This window comes from Gemmobacter sp. (assembly GCF_046292685.1).
Lineage (GTDB): Bacteria > Pseudomonadota > Alphaproteobacteria > Rhodobacterales > Rhodobacteraceae > Wagnerdoeblera.
In genome coordinates this window covers 49455-68162 of record NZ_JBKBQM010000012.1, presented here as the reverse complement: position 1 = coordinate 68162, position 18708 = coordinate 49455, and the positions used below count along the sequence as shown (strand labels likewise).

At 68.9% G+C, this 18708-nt stretch carries 18 protein-coding genes; 4 read left to right on the top strand and 14 right to left on the bottom strand.

Annotated elements, in window-relative coordinates; translation table 11 throughout:
• Nucleotides 1-529, top strand: a 529-nt coding sequence (locus ACK4S2_RS05345) for a calcium-binding protein (protein WP_409621174.1), incomplete at its 5' end; no start/stop codon positions are given.
• A 36-nt stretch (nucleotides 530-565) separates the two neighbouring features.
• Here ACK4S2_RS05345 and rocF read toward each other — a convergent pair.
• Both rocF and eda read right to left on the bottom strand, forming a co-directional pair.
• Entirely contained in the window at nucleotides 566-1492 is a 927-nt protein-coding gene (gene rocF, locus ACK4S2_RS05340; protein WP_409621171.1) for an arginase, read from the bottom strand.
• A 75-nt stretch (nucleotides 1493-1567) separates the two neighbouring features.
• A complete protein-coding gene (gene eda / locus ACK4S2_RS05335; protein ID WP_409621168.1) occupies nucleotides 1568-2218 on the bottom strand; it encodes a bifunctional 4-hydroxy-2-oxoglutarate aldolase/2-dehydro-3-deoxy-phosphogluconate aldolase in 651 nt (216 codons plus the stop codon).
• A 246-nt stretch (nucleotides 2219-2464) separates the two neighbouring features.
• Between eda and ACK4S2_RS05330 the strand changes: the two genes are divergently transcribed.
• Together ACK4S2_RS05330 and ACK4S2_RS05325 are read left to right on the top strand one after the other, a co-directional pair.
• The gene (locus tag ACK4S2_RS05330; RefSeq protein ID WP_409621186.1) at nucleotides 2465-3568 is read left to right on the top strand and encodes a biopolymer transporter ExbB; all 1104 of its coding nucleotides are present in this window, start codon (nucleotides 2465-2467) and stop codon (nucleotides 3566-3568) included.
• Between the two features lie 4 nt (nucleotides 3569-3572).
• Nucleotides 3573-5348 carry a peptidoglycan -binding protein gene (locus ACK4S2_RS05325; protein ID WP_409621165.1) on the top strand — a complete coding sequence of 592 codons (1776 nt, stop codon included), beginning with the start codon at nucleotides 3573-3575 and terminating at the stop codon, nucleotides 5346-5348.
• A gap of 116 nt (nucleotides 5349-5464) precedes the next feature.
• On the opposite strand, the gene dtd is transcribed toward ACK4S2_RS05325, so the two are convergent.
• From dtd to mdh, 12 genes are all read right to left on the bottom strand, one after another.
• On the bottom strand, nucleotides 5465-5902 hold the full coding sequence (dtd, locus tag ACK4S2_RS05320) for a D-aminoacyl-tRNA deacylase (RefSeq protein WP_409621183.1): 438 nt from the start codon (nucleotides 5900-5902) through the stop codon (nucleotides 5465-5467).
• Between the two features lie 79 nt (nucleotides 5903-5981).
• Complete coding sequence (gene lpdA / locus ACK4S2_RS05315; RefSeq protein WP_409621163.1) at nucleotides 5982-7370, bottom strand: dihydrolipoyl dehydrogenase; 1389 nt, start codon at nucleotides 7368-7370, stop codon at nucleotides 5982-5984.
• 81 nt (nucleotides 7371-7451) lie between these two features.
• Nucleotides 7452-7847, bottom strand: coding sequence for an MAPEG family protein (locus ACK4S2_RS05310; protein ID WP_409621180.1), 396 nt, complete (start codon nucleotides 7845-7847; stop codon nucleotides 7452-7454).
• Nucleotides 7847-8224 (bottom strand): hypothetical protein, encoded by a 378-nt coding sequence (locus ACK4S2_RS05305; protein ID WP_409621160.1) that lies wholly within the window; start codon nucleotides 8222-8224, stop codon nucleotides 7847-7849. Before ACK4S2_RS05305 ends, ACK4S2_RS05310 begins: the two co-directional genes overlap by 1 nt.
• Nucleotides 8221-9150 (bottom strand): glycosyltransferase family 2 protein, encoded by a 930-nt coding sequence (locus ACK4S2_RS05300; RefSeq protein WP_409621157.1) that lies wholly within the window; start codon nucleotides 9148-9150, stop codon nucleotides 8221-8223. The genes ACK4S2_RS05305 and ACK4S2_RS05300 overlap by 4 nt, the downstream gene beginning before the upstream one ends.
• A 55-nt stretch (nucleotides 9151-9205) precedes the next feature.
• Complete coding sequence (gene odhB, locus ACK4S2_RS05295; RefSeq protein ID WP_409621154.1) at nucleotides 9206-10429, bottom strand: 2-oxoglutarate dehydrogenase complex dihydrolipoyllysine-residue succinyltransferase; 1224 nt, start codon at nucleotides 10427-10429, stop codon at nucleotides 9206-9208.
• A gap of 2 nt (nucleotides 10430-10431) precedes the next feature.
• Nucleotides 10432-13395, bottom strand: a complete 2964-nt coding sequence (locus tag ACK4S2_RS05290; RefSeq protein ID WP_409621151.1) for a 2-oxoglutarate dehydrogenase E1 component — start codon at nucleotides 13393-13395, stop codon at nucleotides 10432-10434.
• A gap of 62 nt (nucleotides 13396-13457) precedes the next feature.
• The gene (gene sucD, locus ACK4S2_RS05285) at nucleotides 13458-14342 is read right to left on the bottom strand and encodes a succinate--CoA ligase subunit alpha (RefSeq protein ID WP_409621148.1); all 885 of its coding nucleotides are present in this window, start codon (nucleotides 14340-14342) and stop codon (nucleotides 13458-13460) included.
• An 80-nt stretch (nucleotides 14343-14422) separates the two neighbouring features.
• Entirely contained in the window at nucleotides 14423-15616 is a 1194-nt protein-coding gene (gene sucC / locus ACK4S2_RS05280; RefSeq protein ID WP_409621146.1) for an ADP-forming succinate--CoA ligase subunit beta, read from the bottom strand.
• A gap of 392 nt (nucleotides 15617-16008) precedes the next feature.
• Nucleotides 16009-16536: a hypothetical protein gene (locus ACK4S2_RS05275; protein WP_409621143.1), complete on the bottom strand. Its 528-nt coding sequence runs from the start codon at nucleotides 16534-16536 to the stop codon at nucleotides 16009-16011.
• A gap of 50 nt (nucleotides 16537-16586) precedes the next feature.
• Entirely contained in the window at nucleotides 16587-16751 is a 165-nt protein-coding gene (locus tag ACK4S2_RS05270; protein WP_409621140.1) for a hypothetical protein, read from the bottom strand.
• A 91-nt stretch (nucleotides 16752-16842) separates the two neighbouring features.
• Nucleotides 16843-17805 (bottom strand): malate dehydrogenase, encoded by a 963-nt coding sequence (mdh, locus tag ACK4S2_RS05265; protein WP_409621137.1) that lies wholly within the window; start codon nucleotides 17803-17805, stop codon nucleotides 16843-16845.
• A gap of 147 nt (nucleotides 17806-17952) precedes the next feature.
• Here mdh and ACK4S2_RS05260 point away from each other — a divergent pair, with 147 nt between their 5' ends.
• Nucleotides 17953-18705, top strand: a complete 753-nt coding sequence (locus ACK4S2_RS05260) for a sulfite exporter TauE/SafE family protein (RefSeq protein ID WP_409621177.1) — start codon at nucleotides 17953-17955, stop codon at nucleotides 18703-18705.
• The last annotated feature ends 3 nt before the right edge of the window (nucleotides 18706-18708 follow it).

The window sequence follows — 18708 nt, the reverse complement described above, 5'->3', positions numbered from 1 at the left end:
CCGGCTCTGGGGTGGCGACGGGCAGGATACCCTGCGCACCGCCGCCTGGGGCGACGGCGCCGGCGGCGGCTTCGGCAACGATCTGGTCCATGGCGGCAACGGCTGGGATACGCTGATGGGCGGGGCCGGCAACGACACCCTCTTTGCCGGGGCGGGGTCCGATGCGCTGTATCTCGGCGCCGGCAACGACCACGGCTATGGCGGCGCGGGCAACGATACGCTGTTCGCCGGGCCGGGGTTCGACCGGCTCTGGGGCGGGGCAGGGGCCGACCGTTTCGAATTCTGGCGCGATGCCGGCTGGAACCGGATCGAGGATTTCTCGCGCGCCGAGTTCGACCGCATCGCGCTCGGCCGTTCGCTCTGGTTCGCCACCCACGGCCCGCTGACCGCCCGCGAGGTGGTCGAAAGCTTCGGCCGCGTCGCGCCCACGGGCGATGCGGTGCTGGAGTTTTCCGCCGGCGGAACGGCGGTGGTGCTGGTCGGCGCCGGCACGCTGGCCGGGCTGTCGGATTACATCGTGATTCTCTGATCCGCCTCGCCGCGGCCGGCCTGCCCGGCCGGCACCTCAGCCGAAGCTGCGCGTCGGGCGGTCGAACACCTTGCGCCCCATCAGCGACCCGACCAGGTCCACCATCAGCTTCGCGGTGCGGCCGCGTTCGTCCAGAAACGGGTTCAACTCCACCAGATCCAGGCTGGTGACCAGCCCGCTTTCGTGCAGCAGTTCCATCACCAGATGCGCCTCGCGAAAGGTGATGCCGCCAGGCACCGTGGTGCCCACCGCCGGGGCGATGCCCGGGTCCAGGAAATCCACGTCCAGGCTCACGTGCAGCATCCCGCCGGCGGCGGCCACCTGCGCCAGAAAGGCGCGCAAGGGCGCGACGATGCCGTGTTCGTCCAGCACGCGCATGTCGTTCACGATCACGCCTTGCGCCTTCAGCCCGCGCAGCTCGGCCGGATCGACCGACCGGATGCCGTAAAGGCACAGCCGTTCGGGCGGAACCGGGGCAGGAAAGGGCGGAAACGCCTCGAACCCCGGCAGCCCCGAAAGATAGGCCACCGGCGTGCCGTGCAGGTTGCCGCTGGTGGTGGTCAGCGGGGTGTGGAAATCGGAATGGGCATCCAGCCACAGCACGAACAAGGGCCGCCCCACGGCCGCCGCATGGGCGGCGACCCCGGCCACCGACCCCAGCGACAGCGCGTGATCGCCGCCCATGAACACCGGAAAGCCGTCCTGCATCGCGGCCTGCCCGGCCGCGGCCAGCGTGCGGGTCCAGGCGACGACCTCGGGCAGGTCGTGCACCACCGGGTTGGCGCAGGTGGCCGGGTGCAGCGGCCCAGGGGCCAGGTCGCCGCGGTCCTGCACGGCAAAGCCCAGTTCGGCGATGGCATCGGCAATGCCCGCCACCCGGTAGGCCGCCGGCCCCATCAGGCAGCCCGCGCGGCGCTGCCCGGCATCCATCGGGGCGCCCATCAGGATCACGGGTTTCGTCATCGGCGGACCTCCTGCTTGCCGGTTGCGCGCGGCAGAGTGCCCGCGCAAACCGCCGGAGTCACGCGGCAATCCGCGCTATTTCGCGGGGCGGGGCAGGCGTTTTGCCGCCGCGGCCAGCGCCTCGACGCCGGCCCAGTCGCCCGCGGCCAGCATCGCCCGCGGCGCCACCCAGCTGCCGCCGACGCACAGCACGTTGGGCAGGCTCAGGTAATCCATCGCGTTCTCCATGCTCACGCCGCCCGTCGGGCAAAAGCGCACCTGCGGAATCGGCGCGCCCAGCGACTTCAGCGCCGGCGCCCCGCCGATGTTGCCGGCCGGAAAGAACTTGGCGGTGGTATAGCCGCGCTCCAGCAGCGCCATCACCTCGGAGGCCGTCGCCGCCCCCGGCAGCACCGGCAGCCCCTCGGCCTCGCAGGCCGCCAGCAGCCGCCCGGTCGCCCCCGGCGACACGCCGAACCGCGCGCCTGCCGCCTTGGCCGCCGCCACATCGGCCGGCGTCAGCAGCGTGCCCGCCCCCACGATGCCGCCCGGCACCTCGGCCATCGCCCGGATCGCCTCCAGCGCGCAAGGCGTGCGCAGCGTCACCTCCAGCATCGGCAGGCCGCCGGCCACCAGCGCCTCGGCCAGCGGGCGGGCATGGGCGATATCCTCGATCACCAGCACCGGAATCACCGGGGCGATCAGGCACATCTCGCGCGTGATCCGGGAAGCGTCCTGCGGCGTCATGGCGGCCCTCCTGCGCTTGCAAACCACCGCCCTTCTAGCGCAAGCCGCCCGCGCTGGCCAGCCTGTTTGTTTGCGCTAACAGCCGCCGCCCGCACCACCGATTGCCAGTTGGCAGCCGCAGCATGCCGCCCTAGGATAGCGGCGAAAACGACAAGCCAAAGGGCAGGCCGGGCATTGAGCACCCTTGCGGACAAACCCGCGCGCAACGGCGCGCTGTTCACCCAACCCGTGCGGCAGATCGTGCTGATGCTGGCGGTCACCGGCCTTGTGGCCGCCGGCGCCTGGCTGATCTTTCCGGCGGTCGAACAGGTGTTCCTGTCCAACCCCTGGCTCAACGGCTTCATCGGCGTCGTGTTCCTGATCGGCATCTTCGCCTGCTTCTGGCAGGTGGTGCAGCTTGTCGTCTCGGTCTCGTGGATCGAGGCCTTCGTCGCGCGCGACCCGGGGCTGAACTTCACCACCGCGCCGCGCCTGCTGGCGCCGCTGGCAGCCCTGCTGCGCACCCGCGGCGCGCAGATGCAGATCTCGGCCTCCTCCTCGCGCTCGATCCTCGATTCCGTCGCCACCCGCATCGACGAGGCGCGCGACATCACGCGCTACCTGACCAACCTGCTGATCTTCCTCGGCCTGCTCGGCACCTTCTACGGGCTGGCCACCACCGTTCCGGCCGTGGTCGAAACCATCCGCAGCCTCGCCCCGCAAGACGGCGAAACCGGCGTGCAGGTGTTCGACAAGCTGATGAAGGGGCTCGAATCCCAGCTGGGCGGCATGGGCACGGCGTTTTCCTCCTCGCTGCTGGGGCTTGCGGGCTCGCTGGTGGTGGGCCTGCTCGAACTCTTTGCCAGCCACGGCCAGAACCGTTTCTACCGCGAGCTGGAGGAATGGCTCTCCTCCATCACCCGCATCGGCCTGGCCGCCGGCGAAGGCGAGGCCGCGGGCGACAGCGCCGCCCTGGCCGGCGTGCTCGACCGCATCCTGACCCGCCTGGACGAGGCCGAGGCCCGCCAGACCGAAGACCGCGCCGTGCTGGCCCAGGGGCTCGACGCGCTGGCCGAAGGCTTCCGCCGCCTGGCCGAACGCGACAGCGGCGGCGCCGCGCTGGCCCAGATCGCCGCCGTGCAGACCCGCATCGCCGAAGGGCAAGACCGCATGATCGCCCTGATCGACCGCGACGCCGGCCTTGGCGCCGATGCCGAGGCGCGCATGCGCCTGCGCTCCATCGACGTGCAACTGCTGCGCATCCTTGAAGAAATCGCCGCCGGCCGGCAGGAATCCATCGCCGACCTGCGCGCCGATCTGGGCGCGCTGACCCAGGCCATCCGGCAACTGTCGCGGCTGAGCGGGCGCTAGGGTCATGGCGCTGCGGCGATCCTCGCAAAGGATGACGGGCACGACCTGGCCCGGCTTCGTCGATGCGATGACCGCGCTGCTGATGGTGATGATGTTCGTGCTGACCATCTTCATGGTGGTGCAATCGGTGCTGCGCGAAACCATCACCGCGCAAGACAGCCAGCTCGATGAACTTTCCGCCCAGGTTGCCTCGCTGGCCGATGCGCTGGGGCTGGAACGGGCGCGCGGCGCGCAACTGGAAACCGACCTCGGCGCCGCCCGCGAAACCGGCGCACAGCAGGCCGCGCTCATCGCCTCGCTCACCGGACAACTCGCCGCGCGCGAGGCCGACCTTGCCCAGGCCGCCACCCGCATCGCCAGCTTCGAGGCGCAGGTTCTGGCGCTGATCGCCGAACGCGACGCCGCCCGCGGCGAAGGCGCGCGGCTGCAAGCCAGCGTCGAGGAACTTCAGTCTGCCCAGACCCGGCTTTTGTCGGAACAGGAGGTGCTGAACCTTGCCCTTGCCCGCGCGCGCAGCGAAATCGACGCCGCCGCCGAATCCGCCCGGCTCGATGCCGCCCGGCGCGAGGCGCTGGAGGCGCTGATCGCCGACCTTCGCCGGCGCGCGGCCGAAGGCCAGGCCGCCTTGGCCGCCGCCGATGCCCGCGCCGCCGAAACCGCGCAGGCCCTGTCCGCGGCCGAGGCCGCCCGCCTCGCCGAAGCCGCCGCCGCCGAGGCGCTGCGCAAGCGCCTGCAATCGGCCGATGCCGAGCTGACCGCCATGACCCTCGCGCTCGAAGACCAGCGCAAGCGCGCCGAAGAAACCCTGACCCAGCTTGCCGCCGCCAACGCCGCCTTGTCCGATCTCGACGCCCGGCTTGCCGCCGCGCTGTTGGCACAACAGGCCAGCGCCGCCGAACTGGCCGCGTTGCGGGCGCAGGACAAGGACATGGAAACGGTGCGCCGCGATCTGGCCGCCGCCATCGCTGCGAAACTGGCGGCCGAACAGCGCGAAACCGCCGCCCTGACCGAATCCGAACGCCGCGCCGCCTTGCTGGCCACCGCCGAATCGCGCCTGTCCGAAGAACAGGCCCGAAGCCAGGCCCAGGCCCGGCAGGTCGCGCTGCTGAACGAACAGGTGGCCGCCTTGCGCGCGCAACTGGGCAGCCTGCAAGCCCTGCTGGATGCCGCCGAGGCCGCCGATGCCGGCAAGCGGCTGCAACTCGAAGCGCTCGGCACCCAGCTCAACACCGCGCTGGCCCAGGTGGCCGCCGAACAGAAACGGCGCGCCGAACTGGAGGAGGCCGAGCGCAAGCGGCTCGAAGCCGAAAAGCAGAACCTCGAACGCTATCGCTCCGAATTCTTCGGGCAGTTGCGCCAGGTGCTGGCCGGGCGCGAAGGCGTGCGCGTGGTGGGCGACCGCTTCGTGTTCTCGTCCGAGGTGCTGTTCAACCCCGGCTCGGCCGACCTTGCCCCCGAAGGCCGCGCGCAGATCGCCCGGGTGGCCGCGATCCTGTCCGACGTGGCCGACCAGATCCCGCCCGAAATCGACTGGATCCTGCGTGTGGATGGCCACACCGACAACGTGCCCCTGTCGGGCACCGGCGCCTTCCGCGACAACTGGGAACTGAGCCAGGCCCGGGCGCTGTCGGTGGTGCGTTTCCTGCAAACCGAACTGGGCTTTCCGCCCGAACGGCTGGCGGCCACCGGCTTTGGCGAACACCGCCCCGTCGCCCAAGGCAACACGCCCGAGGCCCGCGCCCAGAACCGCCGGATCGAGCTGAAGCTGACCGAACGCTGACCCGGGCGGCATGGGCCTCGCGGCGGGGCAAAGGTTAAGGCTTCGTGAAAACGGCGGCGCAAGCCGTTGATTTCATTGGGTGTGCCTCCTGTCCCTCGCAGGGACGCCGGGGCGGCTCAGGCCTCCAGCCAGATCGTGACCGGCCCGTCGTTGACCAGCGCCACCTGCATGTCGGCCCCGAAGCGGCCTTGCTCCACCCGCAGCCCTTCGGCCCGCAAGGCGGCCTTGAACCGCTCGTAAAGCGCGGCCCCCGTCTCGGGGTCGGCAGCGGCGGAAAAGCCGGGCCGGTTGCCCCGGCTGGTATCGGCCGCGAGGGTGAACTGGCTGACCGCCAGCACCGCCCCGCCCGTATCCAGGATGGAGCGGTTCATCTTGCCCGCCTCGTCCTTGAAGATGCGCAGCCGCGCGACCCGCGCCGCCAGCCGGTCCGCCGCCGCCGGGGTGTCGCCCTGCATGGCGCAGACCAGCACCATCATCCCCGGCCCGATCGCCCCCACCGTCTCGCCCGCGATGCGGACCGAAGCCTCGCTGACCCGCTGAATCACCGCGCGCATGGTCTGGTTTTCCTCTGCCGGATCGAAAGGCAATGCGGGGCCACCCTGCTCGTGCCGGGTGCCCCCGTCTGCCATCAGATCACGCGTGGATCGCGCCGTCGCCGCAGGCCAGCGCCGCCTCGCGCACCGCTTCGGAATAGGTGGGGTGGGCGTGGCAGGTGCGGGCCAGATCCTCGGCCGAGGCGCCGAACTCCATCGCCACGCAGACCTCGTGGATCAGGTCGCCCGCGCCCGGCCCGATGATGTGGCACCCAAGGATGCGGTCGGTCGCCTTGTCGGCCAGCATCTTGACCATGCCGTCGCCCTGGAACACGGCCTTGGCGCGGCCGTTGCCCATGAAGCTGAACTTGCCCACCTTGTAGGCGCGGCCCTGTTCCTTCAGCTGTTCCTCGGTGGCGCCGACCGAGGCGACCTCGGGCGTGGTATAGACCACGCCGGGGATCACGCCGTAATTCACATGGCCATGCTTGCCGGCGATGATCTCGGCCACCGCAACGCCTTCGTCCTCGGCCTTGTGGGCCAGCATCGGCCCGACGATCGCATCGCCGATGGCGTAAAGCCCCGGAAGGCTGGTGCGGAAGTGGTCGTCCGTCCTGATCTGGCCGCGCGGCAGCATCTCGACCCCCAGCGCCTCCAGCCCCAGCCCGGCGGTATAGGGGCGCCGGCCGGTGGCCACCAGCACCACATCGGCGGCGATTTCGTGGGCGCTGCCGTCCTTGCGCAAGGTGTAGCGCACCGTCGCCCCGCTGCCCGTCGCCTCGGCGCCTTGCACGGCCGCGCCCAGCACGAACTTCAGGCCCTGCTTTTGGAGGATCTTCTGGAACGCCTTGGCGATTTCGGCATCCATGCCGGGGGTGATGGCATCGAGGTATTCCACCACCGTCACCTGGGCACCGAGCCGGGCATAGACCGAGCCCATTTCCAGCCCGATCACGCCCGCGCCGATCACCACCATCGATTTCGGGATCGCGGGCAAGGCGAGCGCTCCGGTCGAGGTGACGATGACCTTTTCATCCACCGGAACGCCCGGCAGGCTGGAAGGCTCGGATCCGGTGGCGATGACGATGGCGCGGGCCTCGTGGACCTCGTCGCCGACCTGAACCTTGCCGGGGGCGGGGATGCTGGCCCAGCCCTTGAGCCAGGTGACCTTGTTCTTCTTGAACAGGAATTCGATGCCCTTGGTGTTCTGGCCGATGACCTCGGCCTTGTAGGCCTGCATCCTGTCCCAGTTCACCGCGACATGGCCGGCATCGAGGCCCATCTTGGCAAAGTTCTGGTGCGCCTCGTGCAGGGAATGGGTCGCGTGCAGCAGCGCCTTGGAGGGGATGCAGCCGACGTTGAGGCAGGTGCCACCCAGCGTGTCGCGCCCTTCGACGCAGGCGACCTTGAGGCCCAGCTGGGCCGCGCGGATGGCGCAGACATAGCCGCCGGGGCCGGCGCCGATGACGATCAGATCGAAGGTGGGCATCGTGGTCTCCTGTGGTGGGCCGGGGAACCGGGGGCTGTCTGCCCCCGGACCCCCGAGGATATTTGCATCAAGGTGAAGGGGTCAGAGCAAGGATGCCAGCAGCATGACGAGCGTGGCAAACCAGCCCACCGCCCAGATGACCGAGCGCCAGGGCGCCCAGCCGAAGGCATAGGCCGGAATGTAGAGCAGGCGCGCCCCGAGATAGGCCCAGGCGCAGGCGGCGGTAAGCGGCGAGGACTGGCCCGAGACGGTGACGACCGTGGCGGCGATGCCGAACAGGATCAGCCCTTCGAAGTGGTTGTTCAGCGCGCGTTGCAGCCGCGCGGTGCGGGGCGAGAGCGCCCTTTTCGGTGGCGTGTCGCGTGGGCCGGCGGTGTAGTCGGGCCCGAGTTCGAGGTTTGCGGGCACGGCGAACAGCACGAACTGCACCATTTGCAGCAAGGCGGCCAGCTCGAGGGCGGCGAGTTCGGGCGTCATCATGGCAGCAGGACTCCGGTGAGCGTGAGGGCGAGGCCGCTGGTCGCCACCAGCCAGCACAGGGGGCGCAGCCAGGGCAGGCCCGAAGCATCGGCCGGCGGACAGGCGAGGATGCCGGGCGCCGCCCGGGGTTTGCGCCCGCCTGCCGCGTGCAGCGCCGGCATCAGCGCCAGCAACACCGGCGCGGTTTCCGGAAAGTTGCGCAAGGCGCGTTCCAGCCAGCCCGCCGGAAGCGACGGATGGGCCGGCGTATCGCGCGGGCCGATGGCGCAGCGGTTGCCGACGGCGGCCTTCAGCGCCAGCGATTGCGCCCCGACATGCGCGAGGCCGAGAAGGGCGAAGCCGGCAAGCGCCAAGGCGAATTCGCGTTCGGTCATGCCGGCCGCTCCATCCGGGCCCGGGCGGCTTCGAAGGCGGCGAGGGTGGCCGCTTCGGCCGGCGCGACGCCGGGCAGGGCGCGCAGGCGGGCCATTTCGGCCTGGGTCGTGGGCCAGAGGCGCAAGGCGCTGCGGTCTTCGGCCTCGTTGCGGTTGGCGATGCGGTGCCAGCGCCCGCCGATGCGGTATTTCGTGCCGTCCTTGCCCTGGCCGTCGCCGCGCAGGGACTTCAGGCGGAACACGTCCTCGGACCGGATGGCGTAGTGGTGGATGGTGGCGCGGCCGGGGGCGAGGGCGATGTCGGAGGGGCGGTAGCGGGAATGGTGCTTGTCCGACATGAGCGGCGCGGGGTCGAGCGGCTGGCCGTTGGCGGCGACCACGCGGGGGGCCGCCACGCGCGGGCGCATCGGCATGTGGTCGTGGGCGTGGGCAAAGGCGGCGGGGCGGAACAGCGACTTGAACTTGGTGGTATCGGGGCTGGGGGCGCCTTCGCAGCGGGTGAAGTGCGGGATGGTGGCGCCGGGCCAGCGCCGGTGGCCGCTGTCGCCGAAGGCGCGCCAGGGCAAGGCGATGACATGGGCATCCTGGCCGAGGGCGAGCAGGTCGGGCAGGGTTGTATCCGAACGAGGGTTCAGGAATTCGTCGCTGTCGATGTGCAAAAGCCAGTCTGCGGGGGCCTGCGCCAGATGCGCGAGGGCCGCGCGCATGCCGCTGTCCTGCGGGGCCTCGCCGGCGGCCGGGGTATGGGGCAGGTGGACCAGCGCGCCGCCGGCCGCGAGGGCGCCCAGCAGGGCATCCGAGCCGTCGGTGCAATCGTTGGTGGCGACGATCACCGCATCGAAGCCCAGCACACGGTGCCACGCGACCCATTCGAGGATGAAGGGGCCTTCGTTGCGCATGCAGGCAAGGACGGCGGCGGTGGTCATGGGCGGGCTCGGGGGGGATGTGCGGGGCAGGGCTGCGCCTGCCCCGCAAGCCGGATCACAGATCCATCAACAGGCGCCGCGGGTCTTCGAGGGCCTCTTTCACGCGCACGAGGAAGGTCACGGCACCCTTGCCATCGACGATGCGGTGGTCGTAGCTGAGCGCCAGATACATCATCGGGCGGATGACGATCTGGCCGCCGACCACCACCGGGCGATCCTGGATCTTGTGCATGCCGAGGATGCCCGACTGCGGCGGGTTCAGGATAGGCGAGGACATGAGCGAGCCGTAGACGCCGCCGTTCGAGATGGTGAACGACCCGCCCTGCATTTCGGCCATGCTCAGCTTGCCGTCGCGGGCGCGGGCACCGAGTTCGGCGATCTTCTTTTCGATCGCGGCAAAGCTCATGCGGTCGGCATCGCGCACCACCGGCACCACAAGGCCCGTGGGCGTGCCCACCGCCACGCCCATGTGGACGTAGTTCTTGTAGACGATGTCGGTGCCGTCGATTTCGGCGTTGACCTCGGGCACTTCCTTCAGCGCGTGGCAGCAGGCTTTGACGAAGAAGGACATGAAGCCCATCTTGACGCCGTGCTTTTTCTCGAAAGCGTCCTTGAAGGTGTTGCGCAGGTCCATGATGCCCGACATGTCCACCTCGTTGTAGGTGGTCAGCATGGCGGCGGTGTTCTGCGCCTCTTTCAGGCGGCGCGCGATGGTCTGGCGCAGCTTGGTCATCTTGACGCGTTCCTCGCGCGCGGCGTCGTCGGCCGGGACGGGGGCGCGGGGGGCGGGGGCCACCGGGGCGGGGGCGGCGGCCGGGGCAGGGGCGGGGCGGGTGGCGGCAACGGCGGCGGCCACATCTTCCTTCATCACGCGGCCGTCGCGGCCGGTGCCGGCGACCTGGTCGCGGGTCAGGCCGGCCTCGGCCATCGCCACCTTGGCGGAGGGTGCATCTTCGACATCCTTCTTCGCGGCAGGCGCCGGGGCGGCAGCCGGGGCAGCAGCGGCGACCGGGGCGGCGACCGGGGCGGCGACCGCGCCCGACCCGGCCGAGATCACCGCCAGCAGCGCATTGGCCGCCACGGTGGTGCCATCGGGCGCAAGGATTTCGGCCAGGACGCCCGCCGAAGGCGAGGGCACATCCAGCGAGACCTTGTCGGTTTCCAGCTCGCACAGGATTTCGTCCTGGGCCACTGCATCGCCGGGCTTCTTGAACCAGGTGGCGACGGTCGCCTCGGTGACGCTTTCGCCCAGGGCGGGCACGCGGACTTCGATGCTCATGGTCATTTTCCTTCGATGGTCAGCGCTTCGTTGACGAGCGCGTCCTGTTCTGCCTTGTGGCGCGAGGCGAGGCCCGTGGCGGGCGAGGCCGAGGCCGAGCGCCCGGCATAGACCGCGCGCGAATGTTTCGCCCCGATGCGGGTCAGCACCCATTCGAGGTTGGGTTCGACAAAGCTCCAGCCGCCCTGGTTCTTGGGCTCTTCCTGGCACCAGACGATCTCGGCCTGCTTGAAGCGTTCCAGCTCCTTCACGAGGCTGAGCGCCGGGAAGGGATAGAACTGTTCCAGCCGCAGCAGATACACGTCCGACAGGCCGCGCTTGTCGCGTTCGGCCAGCAGGTCGTAATAGACCTTGCCCGAGCAGATCACCACGCGGCGGATTTCGGCATCGGGCCGCAGCTCCAGATCCGAGTTGCCCTTTTCGGCGTCGTCCCACAGCACGCGGTGGAAGCTCGATCCGGTGGTGAAATCCTCGGCCGTCGAAATGCACATCGGGTGGCGCAACAGCGACTTCGGCGTCATCAGCACCAGCGGCTTGCGGAAGCTGCGGTGAATCTGACGGCGCAGGATGTGGAAGTAGTTGGCCGGGGTGGAACAGTTGGCGACGATCCAGTTGTCCTGCGCCGACAGTTGCAGGAAACGTTCCAGGCGGGCGCTGGAATGTTCCGGCCCCTGGCCCTCGAAGCCGTGCGGCAGCAGCATCACCAGCCCCGACATGCGCAGCCACTTCGATTCGCCCGAGTTGATGAACTGGTCGAACATGATCTGCGCGCCGTTGGCGAAATCGCCGAACTGGGCTTCCCACATCACCAGCGCGTTGGGCTCCGACAGCGAATAGCCGTATTCGAAGCCCAGCACCGCGTATTCCGACAGCATCGAGTCGATGACCTCGTAACGCGCCTGGCCCGAGCGGATGTTGTTGAGCGGGTAGTAGCGGTCTTCGGTGGACTGGTCGATGAAGGCCGAATGCCGCTGGCTGAAGGTGCCGCGGGTGCAGTCCTGCCCGGCCAGGCGCACTGGGAAGCCTTCGGTAACCAGCGAACCGAAGGCCAGCGCCTCGGCCGTGGCCCAGTCGAAGCCCTTGCCGGTGGCGAACATCTGCTTTTTCGCTTCCAGCTGGCGCAGCACGGTCTTGTGGATGTCGAAGCCTTCGGGCACGCGGGTCAGCGCGGCGCCGACCTCGGCCAGGGTTTCGGGCGCGATGGCGGTGGTGCCGGCTTCGTAATCGGGCTTTTCCCGGTCCAGATGCTTCCAGCGGCCGTCCAGCCAGTCGGCCTTGTTCGGCTTGTAGTCCTTGGCGGCTTCGAAATCGGCGTTCAGGCGCGCCTGGAAGGCGGCCTTCATGTCCTCGATCTCGCCTTCGGGGATCAGCCCGTCCTTGACCAGGCGCTCGGTGTAAAGTTGCAGCGTGGTCTTGTGGCGCTTGATGCGGTTGTACATCGCGGGGTTGGTGAACATCGGTTCGTCCCCCTCGTTGTGGCCGAACCGGCGGTAGCAGAAGATGTCGATCACCACATCCTTGCCAAAGCGCTGGCGGTATTCGGTGGCCACGCGGGCGGCGTGGACCACGGCCTCGGGGTCGTCGCCGTTGACGTGGAAGATCGGCGCCTCGACCATCAGGGCGATGTCGGTGGGGTAGGGGCTGGTGCGGCTGAAATGCGGCGCGGTGGTGAAGCCGATCTGGTTGTTCACCACGATGTGGATGGTGCCGCCCGTCCGGTGGCCCTTGATGCCCGAAAGCTGGAAGCATTCGGCCACCACGCCCTGGCCGGCAAAGGCCGCGTCCCCGTGCAGCAGGATCGGCAGCACCTGATGGCGGTCGGTATCGCCCAGCTGGTCCTGCTTGGCGCGCACCTTGCCCAGCACCACGGGGTTCACCGCCTCGAGGTGGCTGGGGTTGGCGGTCAGCGACAGGTGCACCACGTTGCCGTCGAACTCACGGTCGCTGGAGGCGCCGAGGTGGTATTTCACGTCGCCCGAACCGTCCACATCATCGGGCTTGAAGCTGCCGCCCTGGAATTCGTTGAAGATGGCCTTGTAGGGTTTGCCCATCACGTTGGCCAGCACCGACAGCCGGCCGCGGTGCGGCATGCCGATGACGATTTCCTTGACCCCCAGCGCGCCACCGCGCTTGATGATCTGCTCCATCGCGGGGATCAGCGCCTCGCCGCCGTCAAGGCCGAAGCGCTTGGTGCCCATGAACTTGACATGGCAGAACTTTTCGAAGCCTTCGGCTTCGACCAGCTTGTTGAGGATCGCCTTGCGCCCGCGCTGGGTAAAGGCGATTTCCTTGCCGTAGCCTTCGATCCGCTCCTTCAGCCAGGCCGCCTGTTCGGGGTCGGAAATATGCATGTATTGCAGCGCAAAGGTGCCGCAATAGGTGCGCCGCAGCACGTCGAGGATCTGGCGCATGCTGGCATGGGTCATGCCCAGCACATTGTCGATGAAGATCGGCCGATCCATGTCGGCCTCGGTGAAGCCGTAGGACAGCGGGTCGAGCTCGGGGTGCAGCTTCTGGTCGCGCATCCCCAGCGGGTCGAGGTCGGCCACCAGATGCCCGCGGATGCGGTAGGCGCGGATGATCATCAGCGCGCGGATGCTGTCCAGCACGGCGCGCTGGATCTGCGCATCCGACAGCGGCACGCCGGCTTCGGCGGCCTTGGCGGCGATCTTTTGCCCGGCACCCTTCGCCTCTTTCGGCACCATCGGCCATTCGCCGGTCAGCGCCAGGGTCAGCTCGTCGGCCGGTTGCGGCGGCCAGTCGGCGCGGGCCCAGCTGGGGCCATCGGCGGCGCGGGCGGCATCGACCGGGCTGTCGCCCAGGGCGCGGAAGAATTCGGCCCACTGACCATCCACCGAAGCCGGGTCGCGCGCGAACCGCGCCTGCAACTGGTCGATGTAGTCGGCGTTGGCGCCATCCATGAAACCGGCGGCGCGCATCTGGTCATTGGGGGAATGGTCGTTCATGTCGTCCTCCCGAAGGGTGGAAAGGCCGGGCAGGGGGCAATTCCCCGGCCCGGCAGCGTGGGTCAGCCCTTGATCGCCTTCAGCACGGCCTCGCCCAGCCCGGCGGGGCTGTCGGCCACGACGATGCCGGCCGATTTCATCGCCTCGATCTTGGATTCCGCGTCGCCCTTGCCGCCCGAGACGATGGCCCCGGCGTGGCCCATGCGGCGCCCCTTGGGCGCGGTGCGCCCGGCGATGAAGCCGGCGGTCGGCTTCCAGCGGCCCTTGCGGCGTTCGTCGGCCAGGAACTGCGCCGCCTCCTCCTCGGCGCTGCCGCCGATTTCGCCGATCATGATGATCGACTGGGTTTCCGGGTCGGCCAGGAACATTTCCAGCACGTCGATGTGTTCGGTGCCCTTGATCGGGTCGCCGCCGATGCCCACGGCCGACGATTGGCCAAGGCCCACGTCGGTGGTCTGCTTCACCGCCTCGTAGGTCAGCGTGCCCGAGCGGCTGACCACGCCCACCGAGCCGCGCTTGAAGATGTTGCCCGGCATGATGCCGATCTTGCAGGCGTCGGGCGTCATCACGCCGGGGCAGTTCGGCCCGATCAGGCGCGAGCGGCTGTTCACCAGCGCGCGCTTGACCTTCATCATGTCCAGCACCGGGATGCCTTCGGTGATGCAGACGATCAGCGGGATTTCGGCGTCGATCGCTTCGAGGATCGAGTCGGCCGCAAAGGGCGGCGGCACGTAGATCGCGGTGGCATCGGCCCCGGTCGCGGCGCGCGCCTCGTGCACCGAGTTGAACACCGGCAGCCCCAGATGGGTGGTGCCGCCCTTGCCCGGCGTCACGCCACCGACCATCTGCGTGCCATAGGCGATGGCCTGTTCGGTGTGGAAGGTGCCCTGGGATCCGGTGATGCCCTGGCAGATGACCTTGGTATGCTTGTCGACGAGAACGGCCATCGTGGCCTCCTTGAGAATAAGGTGCGGGCTTGCCGCACCGAAGTTCGTGGGAAGGTGCGCGGGGGCGCGCACCCGATGGCTCAGCCCTTGACGGCCTTGACGATCTTCTGCGCGGCGTCCGACAGGTCGTCGGCGGCAATCACGTTCAGACCGCTGTCCGCGATGATCTTCTTGCCCAGATCGACGTTGGTGCCTTCGAGGCGCACGACCAGAGGCACTTGCAGGCCCACTTCCTTCACCGCGGCGATGATGCCTTCGGCGATGATGTCGCAGCGCATGATACCGCCGAAGATGTTGACGAGGATGCCTTTGACGTTCGGGTCCGAGGTGATGATCTTGAACGCCTCGGTCACCTTTTCCTTCGTCGCACCGCCACCCACGTCGAGGAAGTTGGCCGGCTCGGCACCGTAGAGCTTGATGATGTCCATCGTGGCCATCGCCAGGCCCGCGCCGTTCACCATGCAGCCGATCTCGCCGTCCAGCGCGATGTAGTTCAGGTCGAACTTCGAGGCGGCCAGTTCCTTGGGGTCTTCTTCCGTCTCGTCGCGCAACGACAGGATGTCGGGCTGGCGGTAGAGCGCGTTGTTGTCGAAGCCCACCTTGGCGTCCAGCGCCTTCAGATCGCCGGCGGTGGTGACGATCAGGGGGTTGATCTCGATCATCTCGGCGTCTTTTTCGACGAACAGCTTGTAGAGCTTGTTGATGAGGTCGCCGCACTGCTTGACCTGCTTGCCTTCCAGCCCCAGCGCAAAGGCCACGCGGCGGCCGTGAAAGCCCTGGATGCCGGTTGCCGGATCGACCGAGAAGGTGATGATCTTTTCGGGCGTGTGGGCCGCGACTTCCTCGATATCCATGCCGCCTTCGGTGGAGACGACGAAGGAAATGCGGCTGGTGCCGCGATCGACCAGCAGGGCAAGGTAAAGTTCGCGGGCGATGTCGCTGCCGTCTTCGATGTAGATGCGGTTCACCTGCTTGCCGGCCGGCCCGGTCTGGTGCGTGACCAGCGTGCGGCCCAGCATCTGGCTGGCCATTTCCGCCGCCTCGCTGACCGAACGGGCCAGACGCACGCCGCCCTTTTCGCCGGCTTCGGCTTCCTTGAACTTGCCCTTGCCGCGGCCGCCGGCGTGAATCTGCGCCTTGACCACCCAGAGCGGCCCGTCGAGTTCGCCTGCGGCGGTCTTGGCTTCTTCGGCGCGCAGCACCACGCGGCCGTCCGACACCGGCACACCGTAGCTGCGCAGCAGCGCCTTGGCCTGGTATTCGTGGATGTTCATGAGACTGTCCCGTCTGTGGCTGGAATTTGCCGCGTTCTGGCACAGCTTGACCGGGGTTCAAAACCAAATCCGCTGAAAATCCGGGCGACGCGGCGAAAATCCGCCGCATGTGATCACAAGGAAAAATCGCGTGATCACATAGCGGCCGGATGCGGTATGCGGTTGTATGCCGCGGGCTGCCGCGGCACCGACTCAAGGCGGCCGGTCAGTTGCACCGCAGCGCCGGCGCACTCGCGCGCCCCGCCCGACATCGGGGGTCCGCCGAAACCAGAGCCAAGCATCGGCTGTCCTCGGCGGCATGGCCGGCGCGGGCGCAACGCCGGCAGATGGATGCCCATTTCTGCCCCCGAGCGCAGAGGCTGCCCCAGATGGGCGCCAAGGGCAACCCGCCACTAGGCCCGCACGCGGATCAGCAGCACTTCGGACGGGCGCCCCGGCAGGATCACGCGGTTCAGCACGATCATGCCGTCGCCGGTGTGCCACGCGCTTTCGGTGCGCGGGCCGATGCGGGCGGGGTCCACCGCCTGCGCGCCGGGAAAGCGGCGGGCGACCATTCCCGCGATGCGCTGCGCCTGGCCGGTGCGGGCCCTGGCGGCCACCGCGCAGGACCGGCCATCGAGGCCCAGCAGCACCGCCGGGCGGCTGTCATCGACCACGAAGGCACGGGTGCGCGCCCCCGGGCGGCGGCGGGTTTCGACATAATCGGCCTGGCGCAAGGCGGCGGCGGCGCGGTCGGGGTCGGCGGGGCCGTCGAGGCAGGCAGCCTCGAACCCTGCGACCAGCCGCGCGGGCGTGCTTTGCGGCACCACGTTCCAGGGCTGCATGTTCGCCAGTTCGAACGCATCCGGCCCGGCGCCGGGACCGGGCACACAGGCCCCGAGCAGCAGGCAGGCGGCAAGCAGGATCGGCGCGGTTCGCATGGCGGCAGGCTGACACGGCACCGGCCGAAGCGCAACCGGAAGTTGGGCCTCTACCCCTTGGCCTTGGCTTTGGCCGCGGCCTTCATCCGGGCCAGCAGGTGGGCCTTTTTCGCCGCGACCGTAGCATCGGCCAAGGGTGCGCCCTTGCGCGGTTGCCCGGGCGCGGCCTGACGGTCCCTGGCGGCCTTGGGGTTGCCGGATTTGCCGTAATCCATCCGTTGTCTCCTGTCGGGCCCGGCCGGGCCCATGCAAGAAGGCGCGCCCCGGGTCGGGCGCGCCTTCGCAAGGTTGCAGGCGGCAGGCGCCTCAGGCCAGCGAGGGGTCGATCGCCTTGCAGGCCTCGACCAGGCCCTTCACCGCATCGACCGACTTCTGGAACATCGCCTGTTCCTCGGCGGTCAGCTTGATGTCCACGATGCGTTCGATACCGCCGGCACCGATGATCGTCGGCACGCCGACATACAGGCCGTTCAGCCCGAATTCGCCCTGGCAGAAGGCCGCGCAAGGCAGCAGGCGCTTCTGGTCCTTGAGATAGGCTTCGGCCATCTCGATGGCGCTGGTGGCAGGCGCATAGAAGGCCGACCCGGTCTTGAGCAGGCCGACGATTTCCGCCCCGCCGTCACGGGTGCGCTGCACGATGGCGTCCATGCGTTCCTGCGTGGTCCAGCCCATCGCCACCAGATCGGGCAGCGGGATGCCGGCGACGGTGGAATAGCGCACCAGCGGCACCATCGTGTCGCCGTGGCCGCCCAGCACGAAAGCGGTCACATCGCGCATCGAGACGTTGAATTCCACCGACAGGAAGTGGCGGAACCGCGCCGAGTCGAGCACGCCGGCCATGCCGACGACCTTGTGGTGCGGCAGGCCCGAAAACTCGCGCAGCGCCCAGACCATCGCATCCAGCGGGTTGGTGATGCAGATGACAAAGGCGTCTGGCGCATGGGCCTTGATGCCTTCGCCGACCGACTTCATCACCTTGAGGTTGATGCCCAGCAGGTCGTCGCGGCTCATGCCCGGCTTGCGCGGCACGCCGGCGGTGACGATGCACACATCGGCGCCGGCGATGTCGGCATAGCTGTTGGTGCCCTTGAAGCTGCCGTCGAAGCCTTCCGAGGGGCCCGATTCCGCGATGTCCAGCGCCTTGCCCTGGGGGGTGCCTTCGGCGATGTCGAACAGGACGACATCGCCCAGTTCCTTGATCGCGGCGAGATGGGCCAGCGTGCCGCCGATCTGGCCGGCGCCGATGAGGGCGATTTTGGGTCGGGCCATGAGGGGATCCTCTTGCAGGGTGGAAGTTGCGCAAGGGCTTATGCCGGCATGCTGCGGCATGCAAGCCTGCGCGTCGCCAAGGGCGATGGCATCGCCCCGGCGTTTGCGCTAAATGCGCGGCATGCCGCAACCGGCGCGGGGGGCCCGATGCAGTTCGATGCCATGTTCTTTGCGCTGGCGATCCCGGCGGTGATCTTTGCCGGCATTTCCAAAGGCGGGTTCGCCAGTGGTGCCGCCTTTGCCGCCACCCCGATTCTGGCGCTGGCGATCCCGCCCGGCATGGCGCTGGGGATGATGCTGCCCTTGCTGATGGTGATGGATGCCGCCACCTTGCGCCCCTACTGGAAGCGGTGGGACACGGAGGCGTCGCGCCTGCTGATTCTGGGCGGCATACCGGGGGTGCTGCTGGGCGCGCTGGTCTGGCGCTCGGTGCCGCCCGAGGCGCTGAAGCTCTTGATCGGCGCGGTGGCGCTGGGGTTCGTGGCGTTCCAGATGGCGCGCCGTTTCGGGTTGCTGGTGCTGAAACCGCGGCCCGTGGGGCGGGCTTTCGGGCTGGTGGCCGGGGTGGCGGCGGGGTTCACCAGTTTTGTCAGCCATGCCGGCGGGCCGCCGGCAGCGGTCTATCTGCTGACCAAAGGCGTGGCCAAGACGCCCTATCAGGCGACCACGGTCCTCGTGTTTACCGTCATCAACATCGTCAAGTTCGTGCCCTTCCTGTTTCTGGGCATCTTTACCGCCCAGACGGCACTGGCCAGCCTGATGCTGGCGCCTGTGGCGGTGCTGGGCGCCTGGCTGGGCGTGCGCGCGCACCGGCTGATCCCGGAACGCGCGTTCTTTGCCGTGACCTATGTTCTCCTGACCCTGACCGGGTCGAAACTGGTGTGGGACGCGCTGGCCTGAGGG